8 protein-coding genes are annotated in these 18,460 nt (G+C 66.8%); 6 read left to right on the top strand and 2 right to left on the bottom strand.

Translation table 11 applies throughout. The features are described 5' to 3' along the window. The first annotated feature begins 2 nt into the window (after positions 1–2). Genes AAHS21_RS29515 through AAHS21_RS29540 form a run of 6 tightly spaced genes read left to right on the top strand, consistent with a single transcriptional unit; the run spans position 3 to position 9,575 of the window. Positions 3–4,406 carry a beta-ketoacyl synthase N-terminal-like domain-containing protein gene (locus AAHS21_RS29515; protein WP_342930924.1) on the top strand — a complete coding sequence of 1,468 codons (4,404 nt, stop codon included), beginning with the start codon at positions 3–5 and terminating at the stop codon, positions 4,404–4,406. Positions 4,407–4,415: 9 nt separating this feature from the next. Next, complete coding sequence (locus AAHS21_RS29520) at positions 4,416–5,405, top strand: ATP-binding cassette domain-containing protein (RefSeq protein WP_342930925.1); 990 nt, start codon at positions 4,416–4,418, stop codon at positions 5,403–5,405. Beyond that, positions 5,402–6,226, top strand: a complete 825-nt coding sequence (locus AAHS21_RS29525; protein WP_342930926.1) for an ABC transporter permease — start codon at positions 5,402–5,404, stop codon at positions 6,224–6,226. Before AAHS21_RS29520 ends, AAHS21_RS29525 begins: the two co-directional genes overlap by 4 nt. After that, complete coding sequence (locus AAHS21_RS29530) at positions 6,223–7,056, top strand: ABC transporter permease (protein ID WP_342930927.1); 834 nt, start codon at positions 6,223–6,225, stop codon at positions 7,054–7,056. Before AAHS21_RS29525 ends, AAHS21_RS29530 begins: the two co-directional genes overlap by 4 nt. Before the next feature lie 12 nt (positions 7,057–7,068). Next, on the top strand, positions 7,069–8,325 hold the full coding sequence (locus tag AAHS21_RS29535; protein ID WP_342930928.1) for an acyltransferase: 1,257 nt from the start codon (positions 7,069–7,071) through the stop codon (positions 8,323–8,325). Continuing rightward, a complete protein-coding gene (locus AAHS21_RS29540) occupies positions 8,322–9,575 on the top strand; it encodes a trans-acting enoyl reductase family protein (RefSeq protein ID WP_342930929.1) in 1,254 nt (417 codons plus the stop codon). The genes AAHS21_RS29535 and AAHS21_RS29540 overlap by 4 nt, the downstream gene beginning before the upstream one ends. A gap of 400 nt (positions 9,576–9,975) precedes the next feature. Here the strand turns inward: AAHS21_RS29540 and pks2 are convergent, their stop codons facing one another. Beyond that, positions 9,976–16,503 (bottom strand): sulfolipid-1 biosynthesis phthioceranic/hydroxyphthioceranic acid synthase, encoded by a 6,528-nt coding sequence (gene pks2, locus AAHS21_RS29545; RefSeq protein WP_342930930.1) that lies wholly within the window; start codon positions 16,501–16,503, stop codon positions 9,976–9,978. Continuing rightward, on the bottom strand, positions 16,500–18,239 hold the full coding sequence (locus tag AAHS21_RS29550) for an AMP-binding protein (RefSeq protein WP_342930931.1): 1,740 nt from the start codon (positions 18,237–18,239) through the stop codon (positions 16,500–16,502). The genes pks2 and AAHS21_RS29550 overlap by 4 nt, the downstream gene beginning before the upstream one ends. Between the last annotated feature and the right edge of the window lie 221 nt (positions 18,240–18,460).

The raw sequence follows: 18,460 nt of genomic DNA on the forward strand, positions 1-18,460 counted from the left end.
GAATGAGCACGCCAGAGGCTTACGCAACGGCACCGCCGGACAACGCCATCGCGGTGATCGGCATGGCCGGAAGATTCCCGGGCGCCAACAATGTTGCGGACTTCTGGGACAACCTTGCGCGCGGCGAGGAGTCGATCACCACGCTGTCCGACGACGACCTGCGCGCTGCCGGCGTCAGCGACGAGGTATTGGCGAACCCCGGGTACGTGCGGCGCGCGCCCTTGATCGACGGTTTCGACGAGTTCGATGCCGAGTTCTTCGGATTCCCACCGCAACTCGCCCGCAAGCTGGATCCGCAGCACCGGTTGTTCCTGCAGTGCGCGTGGCATGCGTTCGAGGACGCCGGCTGTGACCCCGCCGAGTTCGACGGCGCGATCGGCGTCTACGGAACCAGTTCCCCCAGCGGTTATCTGATGCACAACCTGGCGTCGCATCACGGCGGCGGCGCCTTCATGGCGACCGGACTCGACTTCGAGCAGTTCAACCTGTTCCTGCAGAACGACAAGGACTTCCTGGCGACTCGGGTATCGCATCAATTCGACCTGCGTGGGCCGAGCATCTCGGTTCAGACCGCGTGCTCGTCGTCGCTGGTCGCGATCCACCTGGCCTGCCAGAGCCTGCTGTCCGGTGAATGCGACATGGCGCTGGCCGGCGGGTCGTCGCTGGCCATCCCGCATCGGGTCGGTTACTGGAACTCGCCGGGAGCGATGGTGTCCGCGGCCGGCCACTGCAGGCCATTCGATGTGCGCGCCGACGGAACGGTGTTCGGCAGCGGCGCCGCGATCGTGGTTCTCAAGCCACTGCAGGCCGCCATCGATGCCGGGGACCGGATTCACGCGGTCATCAGAGGGTCCGCGATCAACAACGACGGATCCATGAAGATGGGGTACGCGGCGCCCAACCCGGCCGCGCAGGCCGATGTGATCGCGGAAGCCCATGCCGTCTCGGGTATCGACGCCTCGACCGTGAGTTACGTCGAGACACACGGAACCGGTACGGCGCTGGGCGATCCGATCGAAGTGCAGGGCCTCAAAGCCGCGTTCGCTGTGTCGCAGACGCCGCGACCCGGACCGTGTGTGCTGGGGTCGGTCAAATCGAACATCGGCCACCTCGAGGTGGCCGCAGGCGTGGTGAGTCTGGTCAAGGCGATTCTGTGCCTGAAGCACAAGGCGATTCCCGCCACGCTGCACTTCACCAGTCCCAACCCGGAACTGCATCTCGACGAGACTCCGTTCACCGTGCGCAGCGAGTACGGCCCATGGGAATGGGACGGCGTGCGCCGGGCCGGTGTCAGTTCGTTCGGGGTGGGCGGCACCAATGTGCACGTCGTGGTGGAAGAAGCGCCGCCGGTCCCGGACGCCGCCACGCCCGACCGTCCCCAGGTGCTGCTGTTGTCCGCTCGAACCCCGGCGGCGCTGGAAGAATCGCGTGCCGCCCTGGCCCGGACGTTGGCCGACCCGGACGGACCCGACCTGGCGGACGCTGCTTTCACCCTGTCCGCTCGCCGCAAGCACGGCATCGCCATGGCGGCCGTGGTTCACGATCGCGAGCACGCGGCGAAGGTATTGCAGGCAGCCGAGCACGACAACGTTTTCGTCGGGGAGTCCGTCAGTCATGGCGACGCCGACGAATCCACGGCGGACCGGGTCGTTTTCATGTTTCCCGGGCAAGGCGCTCAGCACGTCGGGATGGCCCGCGGTCTCTACGACACCGAACCGGTTTTCGCCGAACACTTCGACGCCTGCGTGGCGGGATTCAACGACGAGATGGGCATCGACCTGCGTGCCGAGATATTCGGCGACGCCACAACGGATTTGGAGCGCATTGACCGTTCTCAGCCGGCGCTGTTCACGGTGGAGTACGCGTTGGCGAAATTGGTCGACACCTTCGGCGTGCGCGCCGGCGCGTACATCGGATACAGCACGGGCGAGTACATCGCGGCCACGCTGGCAGGGGTTTTCGATCTTCAGACGGCGATCAAGACGGTGTCCTTGCGTGCCCGCCTGATGCACGAATCCCCGCCGGGCTCCATGGTCGCCGTGGCGCTGGGGCCCGACGACATCGCCGAATTCCTTACCCCCGGGGTCGATCTGTCCGCGGTCAACGATCCCGGCAACTGCGTCGTAGCCGGACCGAACGACCAGATTCGCGCGTTCACCGGGCGCCTGCGCGAGCGCGGCATCAACGCTCGACGCGTCCGCGCGACGCACGCATTCCATTCCAGTGCAATGGATTCCATGGCAGCGCAGTTCCAGGAGTTCCTCTGCGGTGTCGAGCTGGCGCGGCCGAACACGCCGCTGCTGTCCAACCTGACCGGGACCTGGATGACCGACGAGCAGGCCACCGACCCGGCCAGCTGGGCGCGCCAGATCAGCGCGACAATCAGGTTCGCCGACGAACTCGACGTGTTGCTGAGCGATCCGGACCGGGTCCTGGTCGAAATGGGCCCGGGCGGCAGCCTGACCGGATCGGCGATCCGGCACTCCAAGTGGTCGAGCAAGCACCGCGCCGTGCGGCTAATGCGCCACCCCGTGCAGAACACCGACGACCGGGACGCCTTCTTGCTCGGTCTCGGCCAGCTGTGGGCGGCCGACGTGGCCGTGGACTGGTCGCCGGTCACCGGATCAACCAACAGCATCGTCAGCCTGCCCGGTTATCCCTTTGCGCGCGAGCGGCATTGGGTCGACCCCAAGCCCATCGTGTGGAGCGGCGAGCCCGCGGAGATCAACGGATCGTCGGCCAACGGCGTCGCCGTCGCCGCGGCGCCGGTCAATGGTCAATCGGCCACCGAGGCGACGTTGCATCGCATCTGGATGCAGTGCCTGGGTGTCACCTCTTTGGACCGTAACGCCAATTTTTTTGACCTCGGCGGAGATTCGCTGATCGCGATCGGCATCTCGACGAGTGCCAACAATTCCGGCTTGGTCGTCACCCCGCAGCATCTCTACGAACACCCGACCCTGGCCAGCCTGGCCGCTGCCGTCGACGCCGAGTTCACCGGAGCCGGGCTGACGCAACCACCGGACGCCGACGCGTACTCACCGGTGCCCGCCAATATCGCCGGTTTCCTCGAACACGGAGTGCGAGAAGCCGGTCGCTGGCGCGTCCCGCTGATCTTCTCACTGGCACCGAGCGTCACGATCGACGACGTCCGCACCGTGCTGACCGCGTTGGCCAATCACCATGACGCGTTGCGCCTCGGGCTCGTCGACCGAGCGGGCAGCTGGGAGCAGCACATCGCCGCGCCACGGGAATTCGGCCGCCTGTCGTCGCGGACGCTGCCCGGCGGTGTAGCCGACGAGCGCGCCGCGGTGCGCGACGTGGTGGCCGAACTGGCGGCCCAGGACGACCTGACCGCATTGTTCACCGCGACCCATATCACCGGAGGCGCAAGCGGTTCCTACCTGGTGTTGTCCGCCCACGAGATGATCGCGGACATCGCCTCGCGCGAAATTCTGCTGACCGATCTGTTCACCGCCTTGTCCCAACACCTTGCGGGCGAAGAGATCCTGCTGCCCCCGACCGCCGCCGGGTGGCGTGATTGGTCACTGCGCACCGGAGCCCTGGCGACGCATCCGGCCGTGCTGGACACCCGCGACTTGTGGCTGCAGACCCTGACCACGGCGACGATCCAGCTGAGCGATCCCGCAATCACCGACCCGCCGAGCTCCGGCGACCTGCTGAGGCTGCCGTCGGCGCTGGACGTCGCGGAAACAGCCGAGGTCGACGACGCCCGCCGCAGGCTCGGCGTGTCGATCGAGGAGGTTCTGCTGGCGGCGTTGAGCGCAGCGATCGCCCAAACCGTCGGCGAGGGTGTGGTTTCGGTCGACTTGGAGGGCACCGGCCGTTCGGTGCTGAGACCGGACGTCGATCTGCGGCGCACCATCGGCCGGTTCACCACGATCTATCCGGCCGCGCTGCGGTGCACCAACGCCGCGGATGCGACCGAGCTGCTGGCAGGCGTGAGCGACACCCTGAAATCCGTGCCGCACTTCGGGGTCGGCTATGGACTGCTTCGCTACGTATATGCGCCCACCGCGCGGACGCTGGCTGCCGCCGGCGCCTCCGACATTCACCTGCGCTACGTCGGCACGGTCCCGGAGCCGCCGCCGCTGGACGCGCCGGTGCAATTCGATTCCGACGCGGCACTGCCGGTGCGGGATCCGATTCCTGGGCTGGGCCATGCGATCGAACTTCGTGTGTACCGCTATTCCGGCGCGCTGCATCTGGATTGGTGGTACGACGCGCGCCGCGTCGCACCGCAGCGGGCGCAAGCGCTGGTCGAACGTTTCCCCACCGCATTGCGGGCCTTGGTCGGCGACGCCGTCGATGCCATCCCCGACGATGGCGATACGGGGTCAGCACCGGTGGAGCTGGCGCTGGTGGACTTGTCGTCGTTCGACTGAGGGGGCTCGATGAACAACGCGGAGCGCGACTTCGACAAGGCCGTCGTCGTCGACAAGGTGCGCAAGACCTTCGGTGATTTTGTGGCCCTGCACGAGGTCAGCTTCGAAGTCGGCCGTGGTGAGGTGCTCGGTCTGCTCGGCCCTAACGGGGCCGGCAAGACCACGCTGGTCGACATCTTGTCGACCCTGAGCCGCCCGGATGAGGGCCGCGCGCTGGTCGCCGGCTACGACGTGGTGTCCGAGCCGGCCGGTGTGCGCCGGTCGATCATGCTGACCGGACAACAGGTGGCGATCGACGACATGCTGACCGGCCTGGAAAACCTCTTCATGTTCGGTCGGCTCTACGGGTTGAAAAAGGCGGCCGCGCGCAGCCGTGCCAAGGAACTGATCGAGGAATTCGATCTGGTGTATGCCGCCGACCGGCGCGTGAAGACCTACTCGGGCGGGATGCGGCGACGGATCGACATTGCCTGCGGTCTGGTGGTCCCCCCGCAGGTGGTCTTTTTGGACGAGCCGACCACCGGCCTGGATCCCCGCAGCAGGCAAGGTATTTGGGATCTGGTCAGTAATTTCAAGGGCCGCGGCATCGCCACGCTGTTAACCACGCAATATCTCGAGGAAGCCGACGCGCTGGCCGACCGGATCATCGTCATCGACCACGGACGGATCATCGCCCAGGGAACGGCCGACGAGCTCAAGGCACGCACGGGCGGCAGCTACCTGGAGGTCGTTCCGCGCGACTTGCACGATCTGGCGATGATCGCCGAAATCTTGGGCTCGCTGTTGACGGAGGAGAACCGGACCGCGCTGACAACCGATTCCGACCGGATCGCCATGCCGGCGCCCGACGGCGCCAACACGCTGCTCGAGGCCGTGGGGCGGCTCGCCGCCGCCGACATCGCCGTTGCCGACGTTGCGCTGCGCCGCCCGTCGCTGGACGACGTATTCCTGGCGTTGACGAAGGACCCCGCCACATCCGTTGCCGAGGCGATCGGGTGACCGCGGCCGGCTTCGCGGGATCCCAGGCGCGGCCCCACCTCTCGATGCGGGCCCAGTGGTGGGTGCTCACCACCCGCTTCATCGCGCCCACCGTGCGCAACGGTGAGCTAGCAATCACCATCGCGGTCTCGGTGGTGTTCACCGCGGGCTTCTACATCCCACTGCACCAGATCATGGGCAACGTCACCAGGGGTGTGGCCAGTAGCTACGCGCAGTACTTGATGCCGCTGATCGCCTTGGAGGCCATCACTTTTGCCGCGATGTCGACGGCGTTTCGGGCTGCGACGGATTCGGTGCAGGGCGTCAACCGCCGGTTCCGGTCCATGCCGATCCCACCGTTCACCCCGGTGGCCGCCCGCATCTCCGCCGCGCTGTACCGGTGCACGGTGTCTCTGACGGTGGCCCTGATCTGCGGCTATACCATAGGATTTCGCTTTCGCGGCTCGGCCGTCGACACCGTTGCCTTCTGCGTGTTGGTACTCGTGTTCGGAGCGGTGCTGTCATTCGCGGCGGACCTGTTGGGCACCGGATCCCGCAATCCCGAGGCGATGGCACCCATGCTGACGTTGCCGCCGTTGATCTTTGGGCTGCTGTCGGTCGGTGTTCAACCGGTCGAGCAGTTCCCCCGCTGGGTCCAGCCCTTCGTTCGCAACCAGCCGATCTCCGCGCTGGTCGACAGCCTGCATGCCGCAGCCGCCGACGTCGCACCGTTTGAGACATCGTTGACCTGGTCCGTGCTGGCGCCGACGCTGGCGTGGTTGTGCGGATTGGCCGCGCTGCTGGTCCCGGTATCGGTCATCGTTTTGTCGAAGCGGGCATGATGACTCTGGTATACGAGGAAACCGCGCGTCGCACCGCCCCGCCGCACGTGGGCGAGAATTCGGCGCGACTGCTGGTCCCGCAAACCCTGGTGCAGACCCGGCGGATACTCACCAAGTGGTCACGCGACATCACCGCGATCATCATGGTCACGGTGTTGCCCGTGCTGTTCCTGATCACCATGAATATTGTTCTGGGCCATGCCGTTACCCAGGTCGCCGGGTACGACGCGCTGTTCAACACGGTTCCGATGAACGTGCTCGCCGCGGCGGTCAACGGATCGGCGGTCGGTGCGATCGGCCTCATCGTCGAGCGCGACGAGGGCTTGTTGCGCCGGCTGTGGGTGGTGCCCGTGCACCGGGCGTCGGGCGTCTGTTCGCGGATCGTCGCCGAGATGGTCCGGATCGTCCTCACGACGGGGATCGTGTTGGTCGCGGGGATGGTGCTGGGTTTCCGGTTCAAACAGGGCATCCTGCCCACCCTGGTGTGGCTGAGCGTCCCGGTGCTGTTCGGACTGGCCTTCGCGACCCTGATCACGACGATCGCCTGGTATGCGTCGAAGAACTTTCTCCTCGAGGCGATTACGCTGGTGCACCTACTCGCGATCCTCTTCTCGACCGGGTTCCTGCCGGTCGACCAATTTCCGAAGTGGATCCAGCCGGTGGTGGCCCACCAGCCGATCAGCTGCGCGATCGACACGATGCGCGCACTGGCGCTGGGCGGGCCGGTGCGCTCGCCGATGATCGAGACATTGCTGTGGGCCACCGGCATCACCGCGGTCTGCATCGGACCAACGCTGGTGGGTTATCGACGGGCCAGCACACGCAGATAGGGGAAGTCAGCAGTGTTTTCCGGATCCGTGATCCGCAAGCTCGCGCACAGCGAAGAAGTGTTCGCGGCCAATGAGACCTTTTTCGGGCTGAAGATACACCTCACCGGTGACGTCGATATCGACGCAATGGCAGACGCTTTCGATGCGCTTCTGCAGATGTACCCCATCTGGGCCGGCCACCTCGAGCAGGCCGACGACGGCCGGCATCAGATCGTCGCCGAGGACGTCATGCATCCGGGGCTATGGATCGTCGATGAACACACGTCGCAGGCCGCGATCGCCGGCATGCGGCTGGATCAGAACCAATCCCTGCTGAATCTTCGGTTGCAAATCGGCAGCGAGCAAAGCGAACTGACGTTGTATGCCCACCACGCGCTGGCCGACGGGCACCATGTCTTCGGCCTGTTTGAAGAGCTGCTGTCCCGCTATACCAACGTGGTGGAAACCGGCGACGCCGGTCCGGTGACCCCGCAACCCGCTCCCGAATCACTCGAGGCGCTGCTCGAACAGCGCGGCGTGGCCAAGCAGGAGCGTTCGGGTCTGGAACGGCTTTTCCCGGCGGCCTTCGCCTACGACCTGCCCGCCGTCGAGAAGCCGGTCATTGTGGCGAACTCCGATCTGATGCAACACATTCCGGTGGCACGAGTCCGCTTCACCGAGCAGGAGACATCGGCGTTGGCGGAGTTGGGCCGTGCCAATCAGCTCAGCCTCAACTCCCTGGTGGCCGCGGCGCTGCTGCTGGCCGAATGGGAACTTCGCAATACCCCGCACATCCCGATTCCGTACTTCTATCCGGTCGACCTGCGCTATCACCTCACCCCGCCGGTCGGTGCAACCGATGCCACGATGCCGCTGGGGTTGGCGAGCTATCTGGCCGAAATCGGGCCGGACACCGATCTCGTCGGCTTGGCCGGCGACATCGTGGAGGCGTTTCGCGCCGACCTGTCCGAAGGCCTGATCCAGCAGTCCTCGCTGCACTTCAGCCTGCAGTACGAAGGCAGCCTGCCCGGACTCCCCCCGTTCGTGATGTGCACCGACGTCGGCTCGATCCCCGGCCTGCGTACGCCCGACGGCATCGAGATCATCGACGTCGGCGGCGAATTCCACTTCGCGGCCCACGCGCCGGTCGATCTCTACAGTTGCTGGACCTTCGCGGGTCAGCTGTACATCGAGCGCCACTCCAATCTGCCCGGCCACGAGGAGTCTCTGAAGGAAGTCCATGCCCTGCTGTGCGCAGCACCCGCCGAGGACAGCTGGATGATGGAGTGACCACCGAGCGTGAGTTCGACATCGTCTTGTATGGGGCCACCGGCTTTTCCGGAAAGCTGACCGCGGAATACCTCGCCCGGTGCGGATCCGCGGCACGCGTGGCCCTGGCCGGCCGGAGCGGTGAACGCCTGCGGGCCGTGCGGCAGGCACTGGGCCGGCAGGCGGCGGCTTGGCCGGTGATCGCCGCCGACGCGGCGCAACCGTCGACGCTGGCCGCGATGGCGTCCCGGACCCGGGTGGTGCTGACGACCGTCGGGCCCTACGCACAATACGGCCTGCCACTGGTGGCCGCCTGCGCCGCGGCCGGAACGGACTACGCCGACCTGACCGGCGAGTTGATGTTCGCCCGCGACGCTATCGACCAATACCACAAGCAGGCCGTCGACACCGGCGCCCGGATCGTGCTGTCGTGCGGATTCGACTCGATCCCTTCGGATCTGAACGCCTACCAGCTGTACCGAACGGCACACCAAGACGGGGCCGGGGAGCTCACCGACACGACCCTGGTGTTGCGCGCTTTCCGGCAAACGGGAGCCTCCGGCGGGACCCTCGCATCGTACTTCGACGCCATGCGCACCGCGTCCGCCGACGCGCACGCGCGCCGACTCGTCGAGGATCCCTACACCTTGACCACCGATCGCGGCGCTGAACCCGAACTTGGTCCGCAGCCCGACTTTGCGTGGCGTCGGGGCCGCGAGATCGCACCCGAGCTGGCCGGCTTTTCGGTGGGAGGGTATTTTCAAGCTCCATACAACGACCGAATTGTCCGACGCAGCAATGCATTACAAGGATGGACGTATGGGCGGCGGTTCCGGTATTCGGAAACGATGAGTCTGGGAAAGTCGTTTGTGGCTCCGGCCGCCGCCAGGGCCGTCACGGGTGCCCTGACGGGCGCCTTTCGGTTGGCGAATCGGCATTCGCACCGATTGCCGCGACGATGGGTGCAGCGGGTCCTGCCGAAGCCGGGCGCCGGTCCCAGTGACGCTTCGCAGCAACGCGGTCACTTCAGGATGCAGACCTACACCACCACCACGACCGGGTCCCGATACCTAGCGACGTACGCGCAGTACTGCGACGCGTACCACGCGACGTCGGTCATGCTCGGCGAGAGCGGCCTCGCGCTCGCACTCGATCGAGATCGCCTTTCCGGGTTGCGGGGGGTGCTCACTCCCGCCGCGGCAATGGGTGACGCACTGCTGGCGCGGCTGCCGGCCGCCGGGGTGACATTGACCACGACCCGGTTGGCCTGACGCCATGGAGCTTCTCGGCGCTGACCCCGTCTTGGCGGTACGCGATTTGGCCCGGGCAGCCCAGTGGTTTCGGTCAGTTCTCGGCTGTACCACGTCAGAACCCGACCCGGGTAACTGGATATTCTGCACCGCGGGGGCGGTCACGTTCAGGCTCGGCCGCTGCCCCGAGGTGGTACCCGCGTCGGAGTTGGGCGATCACAGCTACATCGCATACTTACACGTCGACCGCGTGGACGAGTACCACGCACGAGCCGTGTCAGAGAATGCTGAGGTGATCAAGGCACCGACGACCGAACCATGGGGCAGACGAGAGATGGGCTTGAGATCGCCGGAAGGACACCGCTTTATGTTGTCTGGGCCCGGATAGCCGGCGGTGGTGCCACAGCGATCGCAAGTGCCGCTACGTATTCTGCGCCTCCAGCGTCTCGGCGAGATGGACGCTCAATGCCTGTGCGGTGTTGTGGGTGGCAATGGCCTTCGGGGTAACACGGATACCGATCTCGGCTTCGATGCGGGTCCGCAGCTCCAGATTGCCCAATGAGTCCAATCCGTGTTCGACGAACGGGCGGTCCGGGTCGACGGTGCGACGCAGGATCAGACCGGTCTGCTCGGTGATCAGACGGCGAAGCCGGGTGGGCCATTCGTCCCGCGGTAGCGATCGAAGTTCGGTGCGCAACGTGGTCTCGCCGGCCTGGTGCGGTCCCGCGTGCCGGAAGGCTTCGGCGAACGGACGGCGCGCCACCAACTCGGCCAGCCACGACGACCCGGTCATCGGGACGTAGCCGGTGTAGCCACGGTTATAGCGCAGCAGTTCGGTAAACGCCTGGACGCCTTCGTCGGGGGTGATCATCGTGGTCCGTCCGCCGTCGGCCAGGTGCTTGGCGCGCCCGACCTCGCCCCACGCCCCCCACGCGATAGCCAGCGACGGCAGGCCCTGGCGGCGCCGCCACAACGTGAAGGCATCCACCCAGCTGTTGGCTGCCGCGTAGGCACCCTGTCCCGGCGTGCCCAGTAGTGCTGCCGCGGAGGAGAAACAGCAGAACCAGTCCAGCGGCTGGCCCAGCGTGGCGCGGTGCAGGTTCCAAGCGCCGTAAACCTTTGGCGCCCAGTCACGGTCGATCACGTCGTCGGTGATGTTGGCAAACGTGGCGTCCACGACCACCGCCGCGGCATGCAGTACACCGCGCAACGGAAGCCCGGTGGCCGTGGCCGCGGCCACCACCCGGGCCGCGGTATCGGGCTCGGCCATGTTGCCGGACTCCACGACCACGTCGACCCCGCCGGCCCGGATCTGATCGATGGCCTGGCGCGCCTTGGCAGTTGGATTGGCCCGGGCGGTCAGCACGATCCGGCCGCAGCCCGCCTTGCCCATCTCGGCTGCCAGGAGCAGTCCGAGCCCACCCAGCCCACCGGTGATGATGTAGGCGCCGTCACCGCGGAACACGGTGGCCCGCTCCGGGGGCACCAGCACGGTGCTGTGCCCCTCGCGCGGGACGGACAGGACGAGTTTGCCGTTGTGTTCGGCCGCACCCATCACCCGAATTGCCTTGGCCGCCTGGTCAAGTGGATAGATTGTGTGCTCAAGCGGCGGCAACTCCCCTGCTCCGACGAGCCGGTAGACCGTACGCAGTAGATCCCCTACCTGCCGGGGCTGGCTGGCCGCCATCAGCGCGAGGTCGAGGTAGTGGAACGTGAGGTTGCGGCGGAACGGATATTGACCCAGCCGGGTATCGCCGTAGACGTCGCGTTTTCCGATCTCGACGAACCGTCCACCGATGGCCAGCAGCTCGAAGCCCGCGCGCTGGGCGGCACCGGTGACCGAGTTGAGCACGACGTCGACGCCGTACCCGTCGGTGTCGCGGCGAATCAGGTCGGCGAATTCGGTGCTGCGCGAGTCGTAAACACCCTCGATGCCCATGTCGTGCAGCAGCGCACGCCGCTGCGGGCTGCCCGCAGTGGCAAAGATCTCCGCCCCGACCGACCGGGCTATCGCGATTGCGGCCCGCCCCACGCCGCCGGTGGCCGAGTGAATCAGCACCCGCTCTCCCGGCTTGATCCTGGCCATGTCCTGCAGGCCGTACCAGGCGGTGGCGTACGCGGTCGTGGCCGCGACGGCCTGCGCGGCATCCAGGCCGGGCGGAAGCGTCACGGCAAGTTTGGCGTCGCAGGTGACGAACGTTGCCCAACAACCGTTTTCGGATACGCCACCGACCCGGTCACCGACCTGATGGTCGGTGACATCCGGCCCGACCGCGGTCACCACGCCCGCGAAATCCATACCGAGGCGCGGTTGCCGCCCGTCGACGCTGGGGAATCGGCCCATCGCGATGAGCACGTCGGCGAAGTTGAGGCTGGACGCGGTGACCGCGACCTCGATCTGGCCCGGCCCCGGTGCGGTGCGGTCGAACGCAACCAGTTCCAGACCCTCCAGGTCGCCGGGCGTGCGAATCTCCAGGCGCATACCGTCGAGCTGATGGTTCGCGACGGCGCTCTGCCGATCGCCGGGGCGAAGCGGGGCCGACCGTAGCCGGGCGGCGTACCACTGCGCGCCGCGCCAGGCGGTTTCGTCCTCGTCCGATCCGGCCAGCAGCTGGCGTGCCACCTGCGCGGGATCGGTTTCCTCGTCGATATCGATCTGGGTCGCCCGCAATTCGGCGTCTTCGGCGGAAATCACCCGCATCAGGCCACGCAGGCCCGCCTGGTCCAGGCCGGGCTGGTCATCGGGCAACACGGTCTGGGCGTTGCGGGTCACGACGTACAACCGGGGCGGCTCGCCGGCGCCCTCGTCCAGCGCGCGGGCGATCCGCACCAGACTTCGCACCTGCTCACACCCGCGGGCCGGGGACTGCTCATCGAAGGCGGCAGCCGGTGGCCCGGCCAGCACCACCACGCCTGTGACATCGCCCACCGGCGCGGCGAGCTGTCCAGCGATCTCGCATTGGGCGCCTTCGTTTTTCAGCGCCTCGGCCAGCCGGGCGGCCAGCGGATCGTCGTCGTCGGCCAGCAACAGCCAGCTCCCCGCAGCAGCGCTCCCGCCCGCGGGCAGATCGCGCGGCTCCCACTCGATCGCCAGCAGGCGCTCGGCCAGCACTCGTTGGCGCGCAGCGCTTTCGGAGATGTCGCTGCCCACACGCAGTCCGCGCACGACCAGCAGCACAGTTCCGTTCTCGTCGAACACGTCGAGATCGGCTTCCATCCCGATCTGGTTGGCCTGGGTCACCCGGCTCAGGCAGTAACGAGCGTCCTGCAGCGATCCGTAACTGCGCAGCCGACGGACCCCCAGCGGCAACAGCAGGCTGCCTTCGGCGATATCGCCGCTGTCCGCATGAGCCGCGATCGACTGGAAGCAGGCATCGAGCAGCGCGGGATGCGCACGAAAAGCGTTGTGCTGCAAGCCGCCTTGCTGTAGTCCTGCAACTTCGGCCAGCACTGTGCCGGTCGCTGCGTTGCCGGTGCGCACGGCCGTCAGGCCGGCGAACGCGGGACCGAACCGGACTCCGCGGTTGCCGAACCATTCCCGCAGCGACGTCCCGTCGATCCGGTTCGGATGGGCGGCGAGCAGCGCGGCGACGTCGTGTACAGGTGGTTGGCCCAGCTGGTCGATGGCCTGCAAGGTTGCCGCGGCCCGCCGCGTGTACTCGCCCTCCTCATCGGTTTGCACCTCGAAGGACACCACACCGGGCGACCGGACCGACGCGTCGGCGCTCAGCGCCGTCTCACCAGCGAGCAACAGCATCTGTTCGAACCGGATGTCGCGTACCTCCGACGCGTCGCCCAACGTCGCGCGCGCCGCCGCGAGCGCCATCTCGCAGTAGGCGGCTCCGGGCAGAGCCGCAACCCCGTGCACCTGGTGGTCTGCCAGCCACGGCTGTGCCGTGGTGCCGACTTCGCCCTGCCAGACATGACGCTCGGGCTCTTCGAGCAGCCGCACGTGCGCACCCAACAGGGGATGCACGGAAACGGTTCGGCCACCGGCTGTCTCGGAGTCGCGGCCCGACAACCGCGCATGATGCTCGGCGGCGCCGAGCCAGTGGCGGGTGTGGTGCCAGGGCGCCGACGGCAGGGCCGGGTGCGGTTCGGGCGGGTGCGGGGTCTGGGGCGGATGGCCGGTGTGGCTCGCGTTGAGGTTGGTGTGGAAAGTGAGGGTGTCGTCGGCGTCGCGCTGCAGGGTGCCGACAATCCGGTAGTCCCCGGCGTCAAGGGTGTCGCTGATGGCGTGGGCGAGCAACGGGTGTGGGCTGACCTCGACGAAGGTGGCATGGGCCCCACCGGCTTGGCTGGCAGCGTGAGTGATGGCCTGGCTGAACCGAACCGGGTTGCGCAGGTTGGCCACCCAGTGGTCGGCGTCAAAAGCCGGCGTGTCGTCGCCGGGGCCGGTCGTCGTGCTGATCACCGGGATGGCCGGCGTATCCGGGTCTAAATCGGCTAGCTCGCAACGCAATTCGGCCAGGATCGGCTCGATGATGCGGTGATGGGAGGCCACGTCGACCTCGATGCGCCGGGCCAGCCGGTCGGTGTCGGCCACCACGGCTATCACCGCGTCGACGTGATCGGGCGGGCCGGCGATCACCGTCTGACTGGGCGAGGCGTACACGGCGAGGCTCACCTGCGGGTAATCGGCCAGCAGGGCCTCGATGGCCGCGGCATCGGACTCCACCAACGCCATCGCCCCCTGGCCGGACAGCCGCGACATCAGTCGCGACCGGGTGGAGATCACGCGCAATCCGTCGGCAACACTCAACGCGCCGGCGACCACCGCCGCGGTGACCTCGCCCATCGAATGCCCGATCACCGCGTCCGGCTCGACGCCATAGGAGCGCCACAACGCCGTCAACGCCAGCTGCACACCCACCAGCAGCGGCTGAATCCTCTCGATACCGGTAACCTGCTCGCCGTCGGCCAACACCTGCTGCAGCGAAAACCCAGCGTGTGCAACGAATATCGGCTCCAACTCGGCGACCGCCGCGGCGAACACCGGCTCGTCGGCCAGCAGCTGGCGGCCCATCCCCGCCCACTGCGAGCCCTGCCCGGAATACACGAACACCGTGCCGGGCCGCGACGTTCCCTGGTGTGGGGCCACCACACCATCGGCCGGCGTGCCATCGGCCAGCGCGCGCAATCCGACAATCGCATGCTTGCGATCGCGCGCGCACACGGTGCCGAACACGGGGTGCCGGGACCGGTGGTGATTGAGTGTGTGCGCGACATCGGGCAAGGCCACGTCCGTGCCGTCGCCATCCATCCAGTCCGCCAACGCCGACGCCAGTGAACTCACCCGCTCGGTCGTCTTGCCCGACAGCACCAGTGTGCTCACCGCCGGAACATGTTGGGATGCAATGGGATCCGCCTCAGGAGCCTGTTCGATCACCACGTGGGCATTGGTGCCACCGAAGCCGAAAGACGACACCCCCGCCCGTCGCGGCAGGCCGGTGTCCGGCCAATCAGTAGGTTCGGCAACGACTTTCAGTCGCATCTGGTCGAACGGAATATGCGGGTTCGGAGTCTGGTAGTTCAGGTTCGGCGGGATATGCCCGCGGTGTACCGCCAGTACCGCCTTGATCAGGCCGGCGATTCCGGCCGCGCCCTCCAGGTGACCAATGTTCGATTTGACGGCCCCGATCAGCAGCGGACCATCTTCGGTGCGCCCGCGGCCCAGCACCGTACCCAGTGCACGCGCCTCGATGGGATCGCCTAAAAGCGTTCCGGTTCCATGGGTCTCGACGTAATCGACCTGATGCGGCGCGACGCCGGCGTTGGCACACGCCGCGCGTAGCACCGCCATCTGCGCAGCCGGGTTCGGTGCCATCAGCCCATTCGATCGGCCATCCTGATTGACGGCCGATCCACGCAGCACCGCCAGCACCCGATCACCGTCGCGCACAGCGTCGCTGAGTCGCTTGAGTATCACCGCGCCGCACCCTTCGCCGCGGACGAATCCATTCGCATCGGCGTCGAAGGATTTACACTGCCCGGTCGGCGACAACGCTTCGGCCCCGTCGAAGCTACGGAAGATGGCCGGCGACAACAGCAGGTTCACTCCCGCGGCGATGGCCAGGTCGCAATCCCCGGTGCGCAGGCTCTGGCATCCCAGGTGCACGGCCACCAGCGAAGACGAGCAGGCCGTGTCCACCGACACCGAGGGGCCGCGAAGATCCAGAAAATACGACAGCCGGTTGGCGATGATGCTCAGCGCACCGCCGATGTTGCTCCACGCGTCGACCCGAGACAGATCCGTTCCGGCCAGGTACCCGTAGTCGGTCGCACACGCGCCGGCGAACACCCCAGTCTGGGAACGACGCAGTGATTCCGCGGGAATCCCGGCATGCTCCAACGCTTCCCAGGCTACTTCCAGCAATAGCCGCTGCTGCGGGTCCATCGCGGTCGCTTCCCGCGGGGAGATCTCGAAGAACTCGGCGTCGAAACCTTCGACGCCGCTCAACACCGAAGCCCACCGAGTGGTTCCGGCCAACAGCTTCGTGATCTCCGGCGAGCCGTCGTCGAACGCCAGCCATCGGTCCGCGGGCACCTCGGTTACCGACGAACGCCCCTCACACAGGAACCGCCAGTACGCATCCGGTCCTGAAATGTCACCGGGAAAACGGCATCCCACTCCGATCACGGCAATCGGCTCGTCGGCCCAACCCCGATTCGATTCGGCTGGCGCCTCGGACTCCGACTCGGGCGTGGTCAGAAACCGCACCAATTCGTTGATCGTGGGGTGCTGCCAGAAATCCAACGGCGAGACCGACCGGCCGACCAATGTCGCCAACTCGCCCGAGAGCACGACCGCGTCGCGCGAACCCACTCCCAAGTCGTTGAACGCCACATCGAGGCCGACATCTCCACGATCACAACCGATCTCGCTGACGAGATAGTCGATCAACCAGCGCTCGAGCCCCCCGGCCGCATCAGGACCGGCCGACGTCACGCCGAGACGTCCAGACGTTCAAACTCCTCGAGCCGGTAGGACTCGACGCACGTCGACCGGCGCACCTTGCCGCTTGTCGTCAGTGGAAGCGAACCCGGCGCCACCAGCACGAGATCGGCGATACGCACACCGTGCGCGCTCGAAATCGCCGCGGCGACATCGCGCCTGATCGAACGGAGCTTCTGTTGAGCGTCCTCGTCGGAGCCGGCCTTGTTCTTGACCTCGGCGATGGCGACAAGCTGCTCGCTGGTGTCGTTGGCAACCGAAATCGCCGCCACCCGGCCCTTGGTGATCTGCCCGATCGTCGATTCGATGTCGTCGGGGTAGTGATTACGGCCGTCCACGATGAGCAGATCCTTCAGCCGGCCCATGATGAACAGTTCGCCGTCGGAGATGAACCCCAGGTCGCCGGTCCGCAGCCAGGGCCCCTCCGGGGTTCCCGCGCTGGGGTGGGCGATCCGGGCACCGAACGTGCGCTTGGTCCGCTCCGGATTGCGCCAGTACCCGTTGCCGACGTTGCGACCGTGCGCCCAGATCTCTCCGATGACACCGGGCGCCGTCTCGGTCTTGGTGTCGGGGTTGACGATTCGCACCAACGGTGACTTCATGGCGCCGTAGCTGATCAGGTCGCTGCCGCCCTGCGCCTCGGTGCACGGCGTGGCCTGACCGCCCGACAGCTGCTCGTACTGAAAGCGCACGGATTTGGGCGCCTGTCCCGTCTTCGCACTGGCGACGTACAGCGTCGCCTCGGCCAGGCCATAGGAGGGCCGGATGGCTGTCTCAGGGAGGCCATACCGGGAGAACCGCTCCATGAAGCGCGTGATCGATGCCGGCTGCACCCGTTCACTGCCATTGGCCAGACCCACCACGCCGCTCAGGTCGAGCCCGGCCATGTCGTCGTCCGAAATCCGGCGCACCGCCAGATCGAAAGCGAAGTTCGGTCCGCCGGAGAACGGCCGGGGGTTGCTCGCCAGCAGCCGCATCCAGCGGGCCGGCTCGATCAGGAACGCGATCGGACTGGTCAGCACCGCGGGCAGGCCCCACACGATGGGGTAACAGATCCCCTGGATGAGCCCCATGTCGTGGTAGAAGGGCAGCCACGACACCAGCGTTTCCGGCGGTCCGGAAACGTCGAACAGGCCCGACTCGAGCTGCTGGCAATTCGTCACCACGTTCTCGTGGGTGATCACGACACCGGCGGGCTGGCCCGTCGACCCCGACGTGTACTGCAGATACGCTTCCTTCGGATGCTCGTATTCCGCCGTCAATTCCCCGGCGGAGTAATAGTCGAGTGAGTCAATTTCAAGGACCGTCGGCGCGGCCGATCCGCCGTGCGACTCCGCATATTTGACGACCCCATCAACCGCGGCGGACGTCGTGATAATGGCGGCGGGAGTGCAATCCTGCAGCGCCGACGAAATGCGGCTGTCGTGGGCGCCGAATTGCGGGACCGACAGCGGAACCGCGATAAAGCCCGCCTCCAACGCCCCGAGAAAACCGACGACGTAGTCGAGGCTCTGCGGAGCCAATATCGCCACTCGATCGCCGGTCGTCCCGCAGCGCCGCAGCTCCGCGGCAACGGTCAATGCGCGTCGCTGCAGCTGGGACCAGGTCAGGCTCTCTGCGAAGCCGTTCGGATCGACGTCGTAGTCGATGAAGGTGAATGCGGTGTCATTGGGTTGCCGGCGCGCATTTTCGCTCAGCACCGCGGGGATGGAGGACTCGATAACGGACATAACGCTACCCTTCTGATTCTTCAAAATATCGGTGCGCATCACGTCCCCCACGAGATGCCGCGGCCTGGTTTTTCGCGGCACCACCCCATGCCACTAACCGATACGAACTTCTATCTGTGCAGCACCACCCTGGATGAGAAGACTTCAAAGGTGAGGCGGGTGTCCACCATGGACGCGCTTAGCTGACATGAGCGAGCGCCCGCGGTCATCACCACCTCCAC

It is taken from the genome of Mycobacterium sp. 050272 (genome assembly GCF_039023525.1).
GTDB lineage: Bacteria > Actinomycetota > Actinomycetes > Mycobacteriales > Mycobacteriaceae > Mycobacterium.